The organism is Acidovorax sp. LjRoot74 (assembly GCF_964254355.1).
GTDB lineage: Bacteria > Pseudomonadota > Gammaproteobacteria > Burkholderiales > Burkholderiaceae_C > Acidovorax.
This window is the reverse complement of the sequence record NZ_CAXUTI020000001.1, coordinates 3,190,902-3,207,139: the sequence shown is the minus strand read 5'-3', so window position 1 is coordinate 3,207,139 and position 16,238 is coordinate 3,190,902. Positions and strand designations below refer to the sequence as shown.

Here is a 16,238-nt window from a genome sequence, read left to right as displayed (position 1 = left end):
CCGGAGACAACCAACGTGCGCCCTTCGCTGGATACCCCCATCCCACCGTCCAGCGGCGCGTCTGCCTCTGTGCCAACAACCACCGGCGCCGTGCGCTGCGTGATCGCCCTGGGCAGCGCGCTGGGCGAAGGCGTGCTGTGGTCGGTGCGCGAGCAGGCTGTGTACTGGGTGGACATCCTGCAGCGCGAACTGCACCGCTGGAGCCCGGCCACGGGCGCCCACCAGCGCTGGACGTTTGATGAAGAAATCTCCGCCATCGCCGAGCGCGCCAACGCCCCCGGCTTCATCGTCACCTTGCGCCGGGGCTTTGCGCTGTTCGACCCCGCTGCCGACATCGCCCCACGCTACCTGCACCAGCCCGAGCCAGAGCGCACCGGCAACCGATTCAACGACGGCAAGTGCGACGCCCAGGGGCGCTTTTGGGGTGGCAGCATGGACTTTGCGTGCGAGGCCCCCACGGGCGCGCTCTACACCTACACCGCCAGCGGCGACTGCGTGCGGCACGACGATGGTTTTGCCGTGACCAACGGCCCCACTTGGGCCCCCACCGCGCAGGGCCCGGCCATGTTTTTCAACGACACGGTGCAGGGCACCACCTACCGCTACCGCTGCGACCCGGCCACGGGTGCCGTGAGCGAAAAGACCCTGTGGAAGCGCTGGCCCGCCGCCGACGGCGTGCCTGACGGCATGACCACCGACGCGCAGGGCCGCCTGTGGGTGGCGCACTGGGGCGGTGGCTGCGTCACCTGCCACGATGCCGACACGGCCGACGAGCTGGCCCGCACCACGCTGCCCGTGAGCCAGGTCACGAACTGCGCCTTTGGCGGTGCGGACCTGCGCACGCTGTACATCACATCGGCCCGCACCGGCCTCACGTCCGAGCAGCTCGCGGCCGAGCCGCTGGCCGGTGCACTGTTTGCCGTGGACGTCAGCACGCCCGGCCTTTCCGCACACCCGTTTGGCGGCTGACGCCGACCCCACGCGCAGCGGCGGGGCCGTGGCTCCGCCATTCTTTTTCTCCATCCCGCAGAAAGCACACCGCCCATGACCGAGGCCTCTTCATCCCACCCCATCGTCTGGCTGCACCACGCGGGGCAGCACCTGGGCCTGGTGCCCACACTGGGCGGCAGCGTGGCGGCCTGGCAGATCGACGACCCGCAAGAGGCTGGCGCACGCATCGACCTGTGGCGGCCGTGGGATGGCGCCACACCCGACCTGTACCAGCTTGCATCCTTCGCCATGGTGCCCTGGTCCAACCGCATCAGCGGCGGCGGGTTTGAGCATGCGGGGCAGTTCCACCCCATGCGGCCCAACCGCGTGGGCGAGCCGTATCCCATCCACGGCGACGGCTGGCTGCAGCCCTGGCAGCTGGCCCAGCCCGCGCCCGACACGCTGCAGATGCAGCTGCGCTCTGAGCGCTTTGACGGTAACCCCTACGAGTACGAATGCGTGCAGACCTTCCGGCTGGTGGACGGCGGCCTGGACCAGTCGGTGCAGTTGCGCCACCTGGGCGCGCTGCCGCTGCCCTATGGCCTGGGCCTGCACCCCTGGTTTCCGCGCACGCCCGCCACGCGCATCACGGCGCCAGTGCAGGGCGTATGGCTGTGTGGCGACGACCCGTTGCCCACGCAGCACACACAGCACTTCCCGCCCGGCTGGGACTTGAACAGCGGCGCACCCGCCAACGGCGGCCTCATCGACAACGCCTACACCGGCTGGGGTGGCACGGCGCACATCGACTGGCCCGAGCGTGGCCTGCGCCTGACGGCCCACATGCCCGATTTTGAAAAGGATGGCGGCACGGCCCAGCACTACTGCCTGGTCTACCGCCCACCACAGGGCCCGGCGTTCTGCTTTGAGCCCATCACCCAGCCCATCAACGCCTTCCACCAGCCCGGGCAGCCCGGCCTGCGCACACTGGCGCAGGGGGAGGCAATGGTGATGAATGTGCAGTGGCGCTACGCACACCGCCCGCCAAGCCATTGATGGAGTCTGCCCGCTGTGTGGGGTGTATGGCCCCTGATCAACCCCATGGCCCTCGCTTCACAGCGTCTGCAGCTTCTGGAACTCGCTCCGCAGCAGTCCCACCACCTCTGCAAGGACCAGTGCTTGCAGCCGGTTCTTTTTCAGGAATGCGGCCCACTGCTTCTGCTTTGCTGCATCTTGTGCAAACCCATCGCTCAGGCCCGAGGGAATGGAATTGGGCAAGGCCAGTTGGCGCCGATGGAACGTGGCAGCCACCGCGCAGTGCAGTTCTTGCGGGTCCAACACGCCTTCGGTCAGCAGCACCCACAGGTCAAAGTAGTCCTTCATGCGCGTGTTGGCCATGCCCAGCAGGCATACCGCATGAAACTTCTCTGCCACCACCGTGTATTTGGGATAAGCGCGCAACCGGGGTGCGGGCAGGTCTTGCAGCAGCACCGGGTAGTGCACCGCCTCGGGCGCCGGGGTCACCGCGTCGCCAAAACCAATGTCCACCTGCAGCGCAATGCGTGCGCCATCCAGTGTGGCCAGAAGGTCCACCCGCACACCGCCGTACCCCGCCTCTTTGCGAATGGTGGCGCCCTTGACCGAGGCCGGGTCAAACGCCAAACCATCGTCCACCTCGATCTGGCAGATCTCGCGGAACGCCAGCACGGCGGATCCGATGTCTTCGGGTCCAAAACCCAGCAGGTCCGCATCGCGCGTGGGCCGATGGGGCTGGTCGAACCACAGCGAGAACAGCAGGGCGCCTTTGAGCAGATAGCGGTTGGCGTGTGGCGAGAGCGACAGCCGGTACAGCAGCCGCTCCAGCCCATAGCGGGTCAGCGTCAGGTTGAAGTCCTGCTGGTGCACATCGGCATGCTGCTTGAGCCGCGCGCGGATGGAGGCCGCCACGTTGCGCTGGCTCATGCGGTCACGCTTTCCAGATAAGGTCGCATCACATTGGCCATGCGGTTCACTGTGGCGTAGTGCCATAGCGCATCCATGGGCAGCTTGCCTTTCTGCCAGCCGTCGCGCAGCGCCTCCAGCGCTACATCCAGCCCGATCTTGTTGCGGTATTTGAAGCAGTCAGCCACCGTCTTTGCTGCGTTGAACACGGGCACCTGCACGCCGTCGATTTCCACCAGCTCCACGCCTTCCGTCAGCGCAGGGCCAGACATGCGGACCACGCGCAGCGCTGGTTTGTCTATATGGGGAGTGGGTGTGCTGGGTGGGATAGCCATCCAGACTTCAAAAGGCGCCTGCGTGCCAATGCCATGCACGCGCAGGGCAGACAGCAAACACACCACGCCCTTGGGCACCCGCAGCGCCACCTCGGCCAGCGAGCGGTGCTCGCTGACGGCGCGGCTGGGCAGGCTGTACACGCCGCGCGCCACGCGGTCCAGCTTGCCTGCGGCGACGAGGCGGGTCAGCAGCACCGTGGGCAGCCCATGCGCACCCAGGTCGCGCGCGCGGAGCAGGGGTTGGTGTTGGGCAAGCTCAAGCACCGTGTTTTCTTGGGCGGTGAGGGGGACTGATGGCACGCCACAAGTGTGTTGTATTAAATAGTTGTTTGTCAATAAATAACTAAAAAACGCAACAAACTAGGCGTTAATCCAGCCTGCTTAATCTATTTCTTTATCTATTCAATTTTCAATTCAACCGGCGTATGCTTGAGCCATGCCCTCCGCCGCCCAGACCCACGCCAACGCCATCCGCACCTTGCTGCGCCTCGGCCCCGCCAAGGCGCAGGCGCTAGCCCAGGCGCTCCAAATCAGCCAGCCCACCGTCTCCCGCGCACTCAACACGCTGGGTGACGAGGTGGTGCACTTCGGCGCCGCAAGATCTATTCAATACACCCTCCGCGATCCAGTCCGCGCCGATCTGGAGGCCACCGTGTACCGCGTCACCCCCCAGGGCGCGCTGGAAACCCTGGGCACCCTCGTCCCGGTGTGCCCGCAGGGCTTTGTGATGGTCGAAGCGGGCGGGGCCCGGCTGCACAGCGACGGCCTGCCGTGGTGGATTTATGACATGCGCCCGCAGGGCTACCTGGGGCGCGCCTACTGCCAGCGGCACGGTCAGCGCCTGGGCTTGCCCGAGCGGCTGGGCGACTGGAGCGACACCCACGCGCTGCGCGCCATCCTGGACCAGGGCGACGACATGCCCGGCAACCTGCTCATCGGCCCCACCGCCCGCGACCAGTTCGTCAACGCGCCCGACCCCGTGCCCATTGCAGCCGCGCAAAAGCGGCACACCTACGCCCAGTTGGCCGACCTGGCCGCGCGCGGCGAAGTCGCGGGCTCGTCAGCCGCTGGCGAGCAGCCCAAGTTCACCGCCTACGCCGAGCAAGCCGACGGCACCGCCGCGCATGTGATGGTCAAGTTCACCGCCGAACTCGACACCCCCGTCAGCGCCCGCTGGCGCGACCTGCTGCTGGCCGAACACATCGCCCTGCAGGTGCTGCGCGACCACGGCGTGCCTGCCGCGCAGTCCATGACCTGGATGCACGGCACCCAACGGTTTCTGGAGGTGCAGCGGTTTGACCGGCTGGGCGCGCGCGGGCGCAGGGCGCTGCACTCCTTCGCCGCGCTCGATGCCGAGTTTGTCGGCAGCGGCGGCAACTGGCCGGTGATTGCCAGGGCGTTGCTGAAGACCGGGGTCATCACCCCCCAGGCCTTTGACACGGCCTGCCTGCTGTGGGCGTTTGGCACGCTGATCGGCAACACCGACATGCACAGCGGCAATCTGTCGTGTTTGTCAGAGGGGCGCAGGCCCTACGAGCTGGCGCCTGTGTATGACATGACGCCCATGGCGTTTGCACCCACGGCGGGGGGAGGGTTGCCGGATCGGACGTTGGAACTGACGGTGGGGGAGCAGGTCAGCGCGGCGGCGTGGAAAGAGGGGCTTGCGATGGCGCAGGTGTTTGTTCGGCGGGTGGAGGACGAGGAAGGATTTAGTGCGGGTTTCGATGCTTGCAAGGCGGAGTTGCTGCGCCATGTGTCGGTGGCTGCTGAGCGTGTCGGGCGGCTAGTGGTTTAGAGGGGGCGACCAGCGCTGCTGCGCCTTGCTCCATCATTTTGAGGTCAGCGGCGCACTTGCAGGCGGTCTGCGCGGCCCGGCTCACACTCGCGGTGCCCTTCTGCATGGCAGGGCCTGACTACGCGCCGTAGGCCGCCATGAAGACCCGTACGGCCTCGCGCAGCAGGGCGTTGTTTTCCCGGGGATCTGGCCGGTCGAGCATTAGCAACCCGCGGAAGTGTCCGGAACCCAGAAACATGGACAGGAAAAGGTCCGCAGCCTGAAGCGGGTTCCGCACCTTCAGCGTGCCCGCCAAGTGGGCGCGCCGCAGGTACGCCGCCAGTTCGCTGGTTGCACGCTCCGGGCCTACCTTGTAAAACTCGCGGCAGACTTCCGGTTGCGCCCCCGCGACTCCGTAGACGGAGCGCAACGCGCCAAGCGCGTCGTCCCCACGTGTCAATGCAAGGAACCGGGTGCCGATTGTCCGCAGTGCCTTCTCTGGCTCGGCCGGATCCAGCGCCTCGGCGCCCGGGACGTCCGCCACCACCACCGCTGTCCTGTCGCGCACGACCGCGTGGAAAAGTCCCTCCTTGGACCCGAAGTTTTTGTAAACGGTCATCTTGGACACACCAGCATCCGCTGCGATGGCATCCACGCTGGCACGCTCCAGGCCATGCTCATTGAAGTGTTTTTGTGCCGCCTCCAGGATGCGCCGCACACGCTCAGGATCGCGTGGTCGGCCACGTTGGGACTTGGGCGAGGGCGAGGGCGAGGGCGAGGGCGAGGGCGAGGGCGAGGGCGAGGGCGAGGGCGAGGGCGAGGGCGAGGGCGAGGGCGAGGGCGAGGGCGAGGGCGAGGGCGAGGGCGAGGGCGAGGGCGAGGGCGATAGGGAGGTTGACATGGTCTATATAGTGTACTTGACTGTACATTATATAAATCTTATATTACTGTACTTGTAAGTCCAATAATAAATCAGCCTACATGGAGCCCATCACCATGGATGACGTCATCATCATCGGCGGCAGCTTTGCTGGCCTCGCCGCCGCCCTGCAACTCGGCCGTGCCCGCCGCAAAGTCACTGTTCTCGATACGGGGCGGCCGCGCAATCGCTTCGGTCATCACTCGCATGGCCTGCTCGGTCACGATCACAAGCCACCGCTGGACATCCTGGCTGAGGCGCGGCAGCAGCTGGCGCGCTATCCTGCGATCAGACTGGTCAGTGCCCGGGCCGAGAGCGTGTCTGGCGCCATCGACGACTTCTGCGTCGTCACTGACGACAAAGAAAGCCTCAGGGCGCGTCGCCTGATCCTGAGCTATGGCGTCGCCGACCAGATGCCCAATGTTCCAGGCTTCGCCGAAAGCTGGGGCACGTCGATCGTGCCGTGCCCCTATTGCGACGGCTTTGAAGTCGCCGACCAGCATTGGGGCGTCCTCTGGTCGGGCCCGCAGTCGTTCCAGTCTGTCAGGCTGTTCCGCGATTGGACTGACAAGCTGACGGTCTTTGCCGATGGCCATGACATTGCGCCAGATGTCCTGGCCGATCTGGCGCGCCGCAACATCCCAGTTGCCGATGGCCGAATCGTCGAAATCGCCCACCAGCAGGGTCACATCGCCACCGTCAATCTCGATACCGGCCGCAACGTCGCCGTCGATATCCTGTTTGCCCAGCCGCGCAACAAGCCGTCCGCAAGCCTGCATGCATCACTGGGCCTCGCCACGGTCGATACGCCCACCGGCATCGTCCTCAAGGTTGATGAGCGCCGCCAAACCAGCGTGCCCGGCATCTACGCAGCTGGCGACCTCGCGACGCCCTTCTTGCCCTCGGTCACCCAGTCAACATGGCAGGGCGCGATGGCGGGCATCTTTGCCCAGCAATCAATGGTGGTTTGAGGACGCCGAGTACCCTTTTGGGGTTGCTGTGGGCTATTGCGAGAAACACGGTCGTGGCGACGAAGCGAGCCGCAACACTTGCCGCCGATCCGGTGAGTCTGTGGCTGTGCATGCCGGGCACGACCTCGTCATGGAGTGATACGGTGATATGAGCTTGCTTGAACTGAAGGTTCCGCCCCCGGTCGTTGCGCTTGTCCTGGCGCTTCTTATGTGGATGACGACGCCGTCCGCTGGAGGCCTCTTGCAGTTGCCCCATCCGGTCAGCGTGCTCTTTGCTGTTGTCTTGGTGTGCGTTGGCCTGAGCATCAGCTTTGCCGGAGTCGTTGCGTTTCGGCGCGCCAAGACCACAGTGAGCCCGACAAAGGCAAGCTCGGCGTCTTCTTTGGTTGTTCAAGGCGTCTACCGGTGCACGCGCAATCCCATGTACGTTGGGTTCTTGCTAACCCTGTTGGCCTGGGCAGTGTTTCTGGAAAATCCGCTCGCTGTCCTATGGGCTCTGGGGTTCGTGCTTTACATCACCCGATTCCAGATCATCCCGGAAGAACGCGTGTTGGCTTCGCTCTTTGGGGCAGAGTACGAGGCATACAAAGGGAGAGTGCGCAGATGGCTGTGAGGCCTGACAGGCTGCAAGCACTTTGTCAGATCCCTGTGACTAGCCTCAACCCTCACCCCACCGCCCGCATCCCCACCAACCCCGGCATCGCCCCCCGCATCGCCTCCAAAAACAACCGCAACCGCGCCGGATAAAACCGTGCATACGGGTACACCAAGTACACCGGCAGCGGCGCCGCGTGCCAGTTGGGCACCAAGTGCAGCAGTTTTCCCTGCCGCACATCGTTGTCCACGATCCACGCCGATGAAATGCACGCCCCCAGCCCGGCCAGGGCGGCGCTGCGCAGGGCGTACAGGCTGTCGGTGGCCAAACGCGGGGTGATGCCAAACGTGTGGGCCTCGCCGCCGGGCTCTTGGGTCAGCGTGACCTCGCGGCGGTAGAAGGTGCTCAGGGCCAGCCAGGGCAGGGGCTGCAGGTCTTGTGCGTGCTGGGGCGTGGGGCGCCCGGCCATGAGGGCGGGGGCGGCCAGCACGATGCGGGGCACTTCGGCCAGGCGCACCGCGACCACGCTGGGGTCGTCCACCGCGCCGACCTGGATGGCGCAGTCGATGCCTTCGGCGATGAAGTTGGGGCGGCGGTCGTGCAGCATCCATTCCACGTCCACCTCGGGGTAGCGGCGCAGGTAGGCCATCAGCGGGGCGATGAACTGGTCTTGCCCAAAGGCGTGTGGCGCCAGCACGCGCAGGGTGCCGCGCGGGGTGTCGGCGGTGCCGCGCAGGTCGTCTTCCATGGCGCGCCAGTCTTCCAGCAGGGCCTTGGCGTGGGCAAAGCAGCGGTCGCCGTCTTCGGTGAGCTTCATTACATGGGTGGAGCGCTGCAGCAGCTTGATGCCCAGGCTGCGCTCCAGCGCCTGCAGGCGGCGGCTCACGGTGGGCTGGCTGGTGCCCAGTTGCTGGGCGGCGGCAGACAGGCTGCCAGCCTCGACGATGCGGACAAAGGTCTGCATCAGCTCGATGCGGTCGGCGCCGGGTTGCAAGGCTGGCTGGGTGCTGGTCATACGCCAAGCGTATAACGAATCTGCAGTGCAGCCCACTACCCAGTGCGGCGGCGGGCTAGAACAATCGCACCATTCCTTTCTAACCAATGGTGTTGTGATGTCTTCCATTCAAAATGTGCATGCAAGCGGTGCAGCGGGGCGGGCCCCGGTGGTGCCCCCTGCGGAGGGGGCGGTGAGTGCGCCGCTGCTGTTGCTGCTGGCCACCACGGCGGGGCTGAGCGTGGCGTCGCTGTACTACAGCCAGCCCATGCTGGGTGTGCTGGGGCCCGACATGCAGGCCGACAGCCGCGTGGTGGGGCTGGTGCCCACGCTCACGCAGCTGGGCTACGCGCTTGGCATCTTGCTGCTGGCGCCGCTGGGCGACCGGTTTGACCGGCGCCGCATCATCGTCATCAAGTCCATCGCGCTGATGCTGGCGCTGCTGCTGAGCGGCCTGGCGCCCGGCATGGGCGCGCTGCTGGCGGCCAGCCTGGCCGTGGGCCTGGCGGCCACGGTGGCGCAAGACGTGGTGCCCGCCGCCGCTACGCTGGCCCCGGCCGCGCAGCGCGGGCGCATGGTGGGCACGGTGATGACGGGGCTGCTGCTGGGCATTTTGTTGTCGCGCGTGGTCAGCGGCTTTGTGGCGCAGCAGTGGGGCTGGCGCACGGTGTATGTGGCTGCGGCGGTGGCCATTGCGCTGCTGACGGTGGCGGTGTGGCGCGGGCTGCCGCGCTTTGCGCCCACCACGCAGTTGGGCTATGGCGCGCTGATCGGATCGATGGTGGCGCTGTGGCGCCAGCACGCCGCGTTGCGCCGCGCGGCCTGGGCGCAGGGGCTGCTGGCGGTGGGTTTCAGCGCGTTCTGGTCCACGCTGGCGGTGATGTTGCACATCCAGTTTGGGCTGGGCACGGCGGCGGCGGGCGCGTTCGGGTTGGCGGGGGCGGCTGGGGCTTTGGCTGCGCCGTTGGCCGGGCGCCTGGCCGACAAGCGTGGGCCCGAGGTGGTGACGCGCTATGGCGCGGGGCTGGCGGCTGCGTCGTTTGCGGTGATGGCGCTGGCACCGCTGCTGCCTGCGCAGGCGCAGCTGGGTTTGATTGTGGCCAGTGCCATCGGCTTTGACTTTGGCGTGCAGGCCACGCTGGTGGCGCACCAGACCATCGTCTACGGCATCGACCCCGCGGCGCGCAGCCGGCTCAATGCGCTGCTGTTCACCGGCATGTTCATCGGCATGTCGGCCGGTGCGGCGCTGGGCGCCTTGGTGCTGGCGCAGTGGGGCTGGCTGGGGGTGGTGGGTTTGGCCACGGTGGCGTCGCTGGCGGCGCTGGGGGTGCGGGTGGCGCGGCGGGCAAGTTGATTTGAATAAAAATGGGCTCTACCGCCTGATGGGTAAGCGCTGGTAGCTATCAAAAAGAGAGCGAAATCCAGTAAGAGATGCGAGGGTCAGGCTGGCTGCAGCAGCCTGCCAACCCACGCCATGCAAGCCAGCCCCAGGGTGCCTGATACCGCCACGTAGCCGATGGAGGCTGCGAGCTTGGCCCAGGGCGACCAGCCTGGCAGGTTGGTGACGACATACAGCCCCGGGATAAAGATGAACAGGGCCAGCATCAGGGCCACCGCAACGGGTGGGGCGCCCAGCCAGACCATGATGCAGGGCGGTAGCCAGAGGGGTGCCAGCAGCGACGCCCACCGGAAACCTGCGCTCTGTACCAGGTTGCTGGACAAACCCCAGCCTGCTTCGCGCGGGCTGAGATCATCCCGGGGCATGTAGGGGTGGCCTCTGAACCAGGTGCCGCAGCGCGGGCAGGTGCTGCTCCCGGGAGCAACGCTGGCGCGGCAGTTGAAGCAGGCGGGCAGTGGCATGTGTTGGCTCAGGCCTTCTTCACCTCAATGTGATACAGCCCCCAGGGGCACAGGCCAAAGCGTTCCTTCACGGGCTTGTCCTTGAAGGCGGGCAGCACATCCGCGTCGTACACGGCCCACTGCGGGCCCAGGCCGCCCAGGGCCATGGGCTGGCCATCGATGTGGGTGGCGACGATCATGCGGTAGGTCTGCGCGTCGGCCAGGCTGATGGTGACGTTGTAGCCGTCCACTGCGCGCAGCACCAGCTGCACGGGGCTGCCAGCGGCCACGCCCGCTGCGGCCAGCACGGTGGTGAGCAGCGGGCCTTTGAGCGTGTGGGGCTTGCTGTCGTATTCGAGCGTGGGCTTGATGGTGACGGCGGGCATGCGCTGCAGGGCGGCGGCGTCCAGCGCGTGGGCCTTGTCGAACTGGATGCCGTGTTTGCCCATCATCTGGTCGATGGTGGCATCGAGCGCGCCCCGGTTGGGCTGGGTGATGGCGCCGCTGATGGTGAGCAGGGCGGGGCTGGCGGATGTTTTGGCGGGTGGGGCTGCGTGGCTGCTGGTGGTGGCGGTCCACAGGCCTGCCAGGCCGACGCTGGCAGCCACAAAGTTTCTTTTGTTCATGCTCGGTTTCTCCTCGTGTGTTGTTTGCTTGGTTGATTGATCGATGGATGGGGCGCATCAATCCGGGGCGCATGGTAAGCGCAGGACTGGCGCTTGCCACCCAAAAAAGTGTCAGTACCTGTGTGCGCGTGCAGCACATGCCGTATGTGTCGTGTGGCATGCGTGCCCTGTGGCCTTCAACCCCCAGGGTGCATGGCGCACCCCGCCAGCGCGCAGGCGCGTGCCGCACCACAATCGGCGCCCATGACTTCTTCTTCGACGATGCTGCGGCTGATCAGCCTGGCGGCCTTTTGCAGCATGGCGTCCATGCGCGTGTGCGACCCGATGCTGGTGGCGCTGTCGCTGGAATACCAGATCACCACGGGCGACGCCTCGGCCGTGATTGCGGCGTTTGCCGTGGCCTATGGCGTGCTGCAGCTGGTGTATGGACCGCTGGGCGACCGGGTGGGCAAGGTGCGCGTGATCATCGGCGCCACGGCGGCCTGTGCGGTGTTCAGCGCCATGACGGCGCTGGCGCCCAGCTTCAACGTGCTGGTGGTGGCGCGGGCGGCCATGGGGGCGGCGGCGGCCGGGATCATTCCGCTGTCGATGGCGTGGATTGGCGATGAGGTGGCCTACGAGCAGCGGCAAGAGACATTGGCGCGGCTGATGGTGGCCACGGTGACCGGGATGATGGCGGGCCAGTGGTTTGGCGGCTTTGCGACCGAAACGCTGGGCTGGCGCGCGGCGCTGGGGGTGCTGGCCGTGTTGTTCTTCACGGCCGCCACGCTGTTGCTGCGCCATGCGCGTGCCAGCGGGGCGCTGCGCAGGGCGGTGGCGCCGGGTGCACCGGCGTTTTCGCTGGCCAACTACCTTGCGGGCACGGCGGCGCTGCTGCGCATTCCGCGTGTGCGCTGGGTGCTGACGGTGGTGGCGATTGAGGGCGCACTCGCGTTTGGCACGCTGGCCTTTGTGCCCGCGCGCATGGTCGATGGCTTTGGCCTGTCGGCCTCAGCAGCTGGCGGTGTGATGGTGCTGTATGGCGTGGGCGGGCTGATCTACAGCGTGTTTGCGCGGCGCTGGCTGGCGGCGCTGGGCGAACGGGGGCTGGCCGTGCTGGGGGCCAGCTTCATTGCCATCGGCCTGCTGTCGCTGGCCTGGGCGCCTGCGGTGGGCTGGGCCATGCTGGGCTGCTTTTTGGCGGGCATCGGCTTTTACATGCTGCACAACACGCTGCAGGTGCAGGCCACGCAGATGGCGCCCGAGGCGCGCGGCACGGCGGTCACGCTGTTTGCGTGTCTGCTGTTCCTCGGCCAGTCCACGGGTGTGCTGCTGGTGGCGTTCAGCGTGGACCGGGGCTGGCTGCCGCCGGTGTTCACGGTGGCGGCGGTGGGTATCTTTGTGCTGGGGCTGCTGATCTCACGCCGGGTGCAGGCGCGCGGCGCTGTCGCAGGGGCCTGAACTGCCCCAGCGGTGCACCCGTCAGCCCCGCGCCTCGTACCAGCCCTTGCTGCGGTTGACCACGGCCACCACCGCCAGCATCACCGGCACCTCGATCAGCACGCCCACCACGGTGGCCAGTGCTGCACCGGAGTGAAAGCCAAACAGGCTGATCGCCGTGGCCACGGCCAGCTCGAAGAAGTTGGACGCGCCGATGAGCGCCGAGGGGCAGGCGATGTTGTGCTTTTCGCCCACCGCGCGGTTCAGGCCGTAGGCCAGGGCGGAGTTGAACAGCACCTGGATGAGGATGGGCACGGCCAGCAGCGCGATCACCAGCGGCTGCTGCAGGATGGCCTCGCCCTGGAAGGCGAACAGCAGCACCAGCGTGGCCAGCAGCGCGGCGATGGACCAGGGGCCGGTGCGCGCCACGGCGGCGTCAAACGCAGCCTGGCCCTTGCGCAGCAGGCGCTTGCGCAGCCACTGGGCGATCACCACCGGGATCAGGATGTACAGCACCACCGAGGTGAGCAGCGTGTCCCACGGCACGGTGATGGCCGACAGGCCGAGCAAGAAGGCCACCAGCGGCGCAAACGCCACGATCATGATGCTGTCGTTGAGCGCCACCTGCGACAGCGTGAACAGCGGGTCGCCCCCGGTGAGGCGGCTCCACACAAACACCATGGCCGTGCAGGGCGCGGCGGCCAGCAAAATGAGCCCGGCGATGTAGCTGTCGATCTGGTCGGCAGGCAGGTAGGGCGCAAACCAGTGGCGGATGAACAGCCAGCCCAGCAGCGCCATCGAAAACGGCTTGACCAGCCAGTTGACGAACAGCGTCACGCCAATGCCGCGCACATGCTGGCGCACCTCGGCCAGCGCGCCAAAGTCCACCTTCAGCAGCATGGGGATGATCATCACCCAGATGAGCAGGCCCACCGGCAGGTTGACCCGCGCCACCTCCAGCGCACCCACGGCGCGGGCCGCGCCGGGCAGCCACTGGCCCAGCGCAATGCCCACCACGATGCACAGCAGCACCCAGACGGTGAGGTAGCGCTCGAACACCGCCATGCCTGCGGCGGGGGAGGGGGGCTGGGCACCGGCCAGTGCGGATGCTGATGGGTTTTGCTGCAGCGTCATGTCAATCCAGGTTCAGTGGGCGGACAGGTTGCGGGCCGTGGCTTGCAGCACGGTAGCGGCGAGCTTGTCGCCCGGCAGGTTCACCAGCAGTTCCAGGCGTTGCTTGATGGCGTGCAGGGTTTTGCGGAAGGCTTCGGCCTTGTCGGCGTCCGAGCCATCACCCGCCGACGGGTCGGCATAGCCCCAGTGCGCCGTGGCCGGGTGGCCGGGCCAGAAGGGGCAGACCTCGCCCGCCGCGTTGTCGCACACGGTGACGATCAGGTCCATGTGCGGCGCGCCTGGGGCGGCAAACTCGTCCCAGCTTTTGCTGCGCAGCCCTTCGGTGGGGATGCCTGCATGGGCCAGCGCCTGCAGGCCCAGCGGGTGGGGCTGCTGGGTGTCGCGCGGGCTGCTGCCGGCTGAATAGGCCTTGAAGCGGCCTTGGCCCATGGCGTTGAGCAGGGCTTCGGCCAGGATGCTGCGGGCAGAGTTGTGCGTGCAAAGAAACAGCACGTTCAAAGGATTGCGTGGGGTGCTCATCGTAGGCCTGGGCTCAGCAGCATTTGTTGGGGTTGTTGGCGGTGGGGCCGCAGCAGGCGGCCTGGCCGGGCGCGGGGGCCGACGGTGCGCCCGTGGGGCAGCAGGCGGCCTGGGCTGGCTGGGGTTGCTGTGCAGCGGCTTCGTTGAACACGGGGATGTTGCCCAGCGTGTGGAAGTGTTCCCACGCCACGCCCTGCGGGTCGGTGATCCAGTGCTTGTCGCTGCGGGCGTAGCAGCAGGTGGTGGCGCCTTCGTCCAGCAGGGCCATGTCGGCGCCTTGGGCGCGGGCCTTCAGCTCGGCCAGCTCGTCCGCCTCATCGACCTGGAAGCCCAGGTGGTCCACGCCGGGCTTGTCGCCCCGGGTGGAGATGGCGAAGTTCACGCGCGGGTCTTCGAGCATCCACTTGGCGTAGTCGGTCTCGACCCGCGCAGGCTCGGCCGCGAACAGCCTGGAATAGAACGCGATGCTCTTGGCGAGGTCATCGACATGCATGTGGACGTGGAATCGCTTCATGGTGGCTTCCTTTCGGCTGGGGGTCGTGGGGGTTGGTGGGGGTGATCAGCACTTGCAGGCAGCGGTGGCCTCGTCGGTCAGGCAGGCGGCGCCCTGGCAGCAGTTCTCGGTCAGGTAGGCGAGCAGGTCGTTCATGGTGGCAAACGAGGCGCGATAGATCAGGTTGCGGCCCTGGCGCTCCTGGCTCACCAGGCCCGCGTGGGTCAGCTCCTTGAGGTGGAACGACAGCGTGTTGGGTGCAATGCCCAGCTGCTCGGACAGCCCGCCGGGCGTCAGCCCCTCCTGGCCCGCCACCACCAGGGCGCGGAACACCCGCAGGCGCACTTCTTGGGCGAGGGCGGCGAGGGATCGGATGACGTCGGTTTCTTGCATGGTTCGATAATACAACAAAAGTTGAAATATAGAAATGTTGCCAGATGCCACCTCCGTGGGTGTCAGGAAAATTCAAGGAAAAATGGCGCTTACCGCTCTAAGGTATTGCCCTGATAGCTATGAAATTCATAGTTATCGAAGTCTGTGTACCACGGCCTTCATAACTCAGCGATCTAATCACCCGATTTTTTAATCGTTTGTGAACTTACGATTCGCCGATACAGTCGCCCATCCTTTTTCAGACCCGCGCGGCAGCGGCCACTCACCGTGAGGCCGCTGCCGCGCACTGCTTTCCATGATCGATTTACGGGGTATCACCCAAACCTACCAGGGCTCACAAGGCCCCGTCGAAGCCCTGCGTGGCATCGACCTCAGCATCCAGCCGGGCGAAGTGTTCGGCATCATCGGCAAGAGCGGCGCGGGCAAAAGCTCGCTGGTGCGCGTCATCAACCTGCTCAACCGGCCCACCACCGGCCAGGTGATCGTCAATGGCCGCGACCTGACCCAGCTGAACGACGCGCAACTGCGCGAGGCCCGCCGCGAGATCGGCATGGTCTTCCAGCACTTCAACCTGCTGTCGTCACGCACCGTGTTCGACAACGCCGCATTGCCGCTGGAGCTGGCGGGCATGGACAAGGCCGCGATCCGCGAGCGCGTGAACCCGTTGCTGGAGCTGGTGGGCCTGGCGCACCTGGCCGACCGCTACCCCGCGCAGATCAGCGGCGGGCAAAAGCAGCGCGTGGGCATTGCGCGTGCGCTGGCCAGCCGCCCCAAGGTGCTGCTGTCTGACGAAGCCACCTCGGCGCTGGACCCGGAGACGACCCGCTCCATCCTCGACCTGCTGCGCCAGGTCAACCGCGAGCTGGGCCTCACGGTGGTGCTCATCACCCACCAGATGCAGGTCATCAAGCAGGTGGCCGACCGCGTGGCCGTGATCGAGGCCGGGCGCATCGTGGAGCAGGGCCGCGTGCTGGACGTGTTCACCCGCCCGCAGCAGGCCATCACCAAGAGCCTGATCGACGAGATCCTGCCGCAAGAGCTGCCCGTGAGCGTGCTCGACCATGTGCGCAAGCTCACCCGCCAGCTGGCCGCCACGGCGCCCGACCACGCGGGGCGGCTGCTGCGCCTGTCGTACTCGGGCGACAGCGCCTACCAGCCCATCCTGTCGCAGTTGATCCGCGAGTTTGGTGTGGACATGAGCATCCTGCACGGCCAGGTGGACGAGATCCAGGACGAGACCTTCGGCTCGCTGGCGGTGTATGCCAGCGGCCAGCCCATGCAACTGCGCGGCGCGGTGGAGCATCTGCGCGCGGGCGGCGTGGCGGTGCAAGAAGTCACGATTGAAATCTGAGGAAG

Annotated in this window: 18 protein-coding genes; 8 read left to right on the top strand and 10 right to left on the bottom strand. The window is 66.7% G+C overall.

Going from position 1 to position 16,238, the window contains the following annotated elements; genetic code table 11:
• Positions 1–15 precede the first annotated feature (15 nt).
• Entirely contained in the window at positions 16–969 is a 954-nt protein-coding gene (locus tag ACSQ3O_RS14965; RefSeq protein WP_436139465.1) for an SMP-30/gluconolactonase/LRE family protein, read from the top strand.
• Between the two features lie 75 nt (positions 970–1,044).
• Complete coding sequence (locus ACSQ3O_RS14960) at positions 1,045–1,986, top strand: aldose 1-epimerase (RefSeq protein ID WP_436139464.1); 942 nt, start codon at positions 1,045–1,047, stop codon at positions 1,984–1,986.
• Positions 1,987–2,043: 57 nt separating this feature from the next.
• On the opposite strand, the gene ACSQ3O_RS14955 is transcribed toward ACSQ3O_RS14960, so the two are convergent.
• Together ACSQ3O_RS14955 and ACSQ3O_RS14950 are read right to left on the bottom strand one after the other, a co-directional pair.
• A complete protein-coding gene (locus ACSQ3O_RS14955) occupies positions 2,044–2,892 on the bottom strand; it encodes a nucleotidyl transferase AbiEii/AbiGii toxin family protein (RefSeq protein ID WP_436139463.1) in 849 nt (282 codons plus the stop codon).
• A complete protein-coding gene (locus ACSQ3O_RS14950; protein ID WP_436139462.1) occupies positions 2,889–3,470 on the bottom strand; it encodes a type IV toxin-antitoxin system AbiEi family antitoxin domain-containing protein in 582 nt (193 codons plus the stop codon). The genes ACSQ3O_RS14955 and ACSQ3O_RS14950 overlap by 4 nt, the downstream gene beginning before the upstream one ends.
• A gap of 172 nt (positions 3,471–3,642) precedes the next feature.
• On the opposite strand from ACSQ3O_RS14950, the gene yjjJ reads away from it, so the two are divergent.
• Positions 3,643–5,001, top strand: a complete 1,359-nt coding sequence (gene yjjJ / locus ACSQ3O_RS14945; protein ID WP_436139461.1) for a type II toxin-antitoxin system HipA family toxin YjjJ — start codon at positions 3,643–3,645, stop codon at positions 4,999–5,001.
• Between the two features lie 118 nt (positions 5,002–5,119).
• Here the strand turns inward: yjjJ and ACSQ3O_RS14940 are convergent, their stop codons facing one another.
• Positions 5,120–5,698, bottom strand: a complete 579-nt coding sequence (locus tag ACSQ3O_RS14940) for a TetR/AcrR family transcriptional regulator (protein WP_171012356.1) — start codon at positions 5,696–5,698, stop codon at positions 5,120–5,122.
• A gap of 278 nt (positions 5,699–5,976) precedes the next feature.
• Between ACSQ3O_RS14940 and ACSQ3O_RS14935 the strand changes: the two genes are divergently transcribed.
• A complete protein-coding gene (locus tag ACSQ3O_RS14935) occupies positions 5,977–6,870 on the top strand; it encodes an NAD(P)/FAD-dependent oxidoreductase (protein ID WP_436139460.1) in 894 nt (297 codons plus the stop codon).
• Between the two features lie 148 nt (positions 6,871–7,018).
• The gene (locus ACSQ3O_RS14930) at positions 7,019–7,483 is read left to right on the top strand and encodes a methyltransferase family protein (RefSeq protein WP_137748903.1); all 465 of its coding nucleotides are present in this window, start codon (positions 7,019–7,021) and stop codon (positions 7,481–7,483) included.
• A gap of 52 nt (positions 7,484–7,535) precedes the next feature.
• On the opposite strand, the gene ACSQ3O_RS14925 is transcribed toward ACSQ3O_RS14930, so the two are convergent.
• Complete coding sequence (locus tag ACSQ3O_RS14925) at positions 7,536–8,480, bottom strand: LysR family transcriptional regulator (protein ID WP_260667791.1); 945 nt, start codon at positions 8,478–8,480, stop codon at positions 7,536–7,538.
• A 97-nt stretch (positions 8,481–8,577) separates the two neighbouring features.
• On the opposite strand from ACSQ3O_RS14925, the gene ACSQ3O_RS14920 reads away from it, so the two are divergent.
• Positions 8,578–9,813 (top strand): MFS transporter, encoded by a 1,236-nt coding sequence (locus ACSQ3O_RS14920; RefSeq protein WP_436139459.1) that lies wholly within the window; start codon positions 8,578–8,580, stop codon positions 9,811–9,813.
• Positions 9,814–9,899: 86 nt separating this feature from the next.
• Here ACSQ3O_RS14920 and ACSQ3O_RS14915 read toward each other — a convergent pair whose 3' ends face one another.
• Positions 9,900–10,319, bottom strand: a complete 420-nt coding sequence (locus ACSQ3O_RS14915) for a hypothetical protein (protein WP_436139458.1) — start codon at positions 10,317–10,319, stop codon at positions 9,900–9,902.
• Positions 10,320–10,327: 8 nt separating this feature from the next.
• Positions 10,328–10,924, bottom strand: coding sequence for a molybdopterin-dependent oxidoreductase (locus tag ACSQ3O_RS14910; RefSeq protein WP_436139457.1), 597 nt, complete (start codon positions 10,922–10,924; stop codon positions 10,328–10,330).
• 243 nt (positions 10,925–11,167) lie between these two features.
• Between ACSQ3O_RS14910 and ACSQ3O_RS14905 the strand changes: the two genes are divergently transcribed.
• Positions 11,168–12,364, top strand: a complete 1,197-nt coding sequence (locus ACSQ3O_RS14905; RefSeq protein WP_436139456.1) for an MFS transporter — start codon at positions 11,168–11,170, stop codon at positions 12,362–12,364.
• Positions 12,365–12,385: 21 nt separating this feature from the next.
• On the opposite strand, the gene arsB is transcribed toward ACSQ3O_RS14905, so the two are convergent.
• From arsB to ACSQ3O_RS14885, 4 genes are all read right to left on the bottom strand, one after another.
• The gene (gene arsB / locus ACSQ3O_RS14900; RefSeq protein ID WP_055397562.1) at positions 12,386–13,408 is read right to left on the bottom strand and encodes an ACR3 family arsenite efflux transporter; all 1,023 of its coding nucleotides are present in this window, start codon (positions 13,406–13,408) and stop codon (positions 12,386–12,388) included.
• Positions 13,409–13,489: 81 nt separating this feature from the next.
• Positions 13,490–13,996 carry an arsenate reductase ArsC gene (locus ACSQ3O_RS14895; RefSeq protein ID WP_436139455.1) on the bottom strand — a complete coding sequence of 169 codons (507 nt, stop codon included), beginning with the start codon at positions 13,994–13,996 and terminating at the stop codon, positions 13,490–13,492.
• A 13-nt stretch (positions 13,997–14,009) separates the two neighbouring features.
• Entirely contained in the window at positions 14,010–14,510 is a 501-nt protein-coding gene (locus ACSQ3O_RS14890; protein WP_436139454.1) for an ArsI/CadI family heavy metal resistance metalloenzyme, read from the bottom strand.
• 45 nt (positions 14,511–14,555) lie between these two features.
• The gene (locus ACSQ3O_RS14885; RefSeq protein WP_063463005.1) at positions 14,556–14,882 is read right to left on the bottom strand and encodes an ArsR/SmtB family transcription factor; all 327 of its coding nucleotides are present in this window, start codon (positions 14,880–14,882) and stop codon (positions 14,556–14,558) included.
• Between the two features lie 295 nt (positions 14,883–15,177).
• Here ACSQ3O_RS14885 and ACSQ3O_RS14880 point away from each other — a divergent pair, with 295 nt between their 5' ends.
• Positions 15,178–16,233, top strand: coding sequence for a methionine ABC transporter ATP-binding protein (locus tag ACSQ3O_RS14880; RefSeq protein WP_436139453.1), 1,056 nt, complete (start codon positions 15,178–15,180; stop codon positions 16,231–16,233).
• Positions 16,234–16,238: the final 5 nt, after the last annotated feature.

Bases quoted from the DNA above. Each gene is read 5' to 3' on its own strand.
- ACSQ3O_RS14960 (WP_436139464.1), top strand. From the start codon at position 1,045: ATGACCGAGGCCTCTTCATCCCACCCCATCGTCTGGCTGCACCACGCG.
- ACSQ3O_RS14955 (WP_436139463.1), bottom strand. From the start codon at position 2,892: ATGAGCCAGCGCAACGTGGCGGCCTCCATCCGCGCGCGGCTCAAGCAG.
- yjjJ (WP_436139461.1), top strand. From the start codon at position 3,643: ATGCCCTCCGCCGCCCAGACCCACGCCAACGCCATCCGCACCTTGCTG.
- ACSQ3O_RS14935 (WP_436139460.1), top strand. From the start codon at position 5,977: ATGGATGACGTCATCATCATCGGCGGCAGCTTTGCTGGCCTCGCCGCC.
- ACSQ3O_RS14930 (WP_137748903.1), top strand. From the start codon at position 7,019: ATGAGCTTGCTTGAACTGAAGGTTCCGCCCCCGGTCGTTGCGCTTGTC.
- ACSQ3O_RS14925 (WP_260667791.1), bottom strand. From the start codon at position 8,480: ATGACCAGCACCCAGCCAGCCTTGCAACCCGGCGCCGACCGCATCGAG.
- ACSQ3O_RS14920 (WP_436139459.1), top strand. From the start codon at position 8,578: ATGTCTTCCATTCAAAATGTGCATGCAAGCGGTGCAGCGGGGCGGGCC.
- ACSQ3O_RS14915 (WP_436139458.1), bottom strand. From the start codon at position 10,319: ATGCCACTGCCCGCCTGCTTCAACTGCCGCGCCAGCGTTGCTCCCGGG.
- ACSQ3O_RS14910 (WP_436139457.1), bottom strand. From the start codon at position 10,924: ATGAACAAAAGAAACTTTGTGGCTGCCAGCGTCGGCCTGGCAGGCCTG.
- ACSQ3O_RS14905 (WP_436139456.1), top strand. From the start codon at position 11,168: ATGACTTCTTCTTCGACGATGCTGCGGCTGATCAGCCTGGCGGCCTTT.
- arsB (WP_055397562.1), bottom strand. From the start codon at position 13,408: ATGGCGGTGTTCGAGCGCTACCTCACCGTCTGGGTGCTGCTGTGCATC.
- ACSQ3O_RS14895 (WP_436139455.1), bottom strand. From the start codon at position 13,996: ATGAGCACCCCACGCAATCCTTTGAACGTGCTGTTTCTTTGCACGCAC.
- ACSQ3O_RS14890 (WP_436139454.1), bottom strand. From the start codon at position 14,510: ATGAAGCGATTCCACGTCCACATGCATGTCGATGACCTCGCCAAGAGC.
- ACSQ3O_RS14885 (WP_063463005.1), bottom strand. From the start codon at position 14,882: ATGCAAGAAACCGACGTCATCCGATCCCTCGCCGCCCTCGCCCAAGAA.
- ACSQ3O_RS14880 (WP_436139453.1), top strand. From the start codon at position 15,178: ATGATCGATTTACGGGGTATCACCCAAACCTACCAGGGCTCACAAGGC.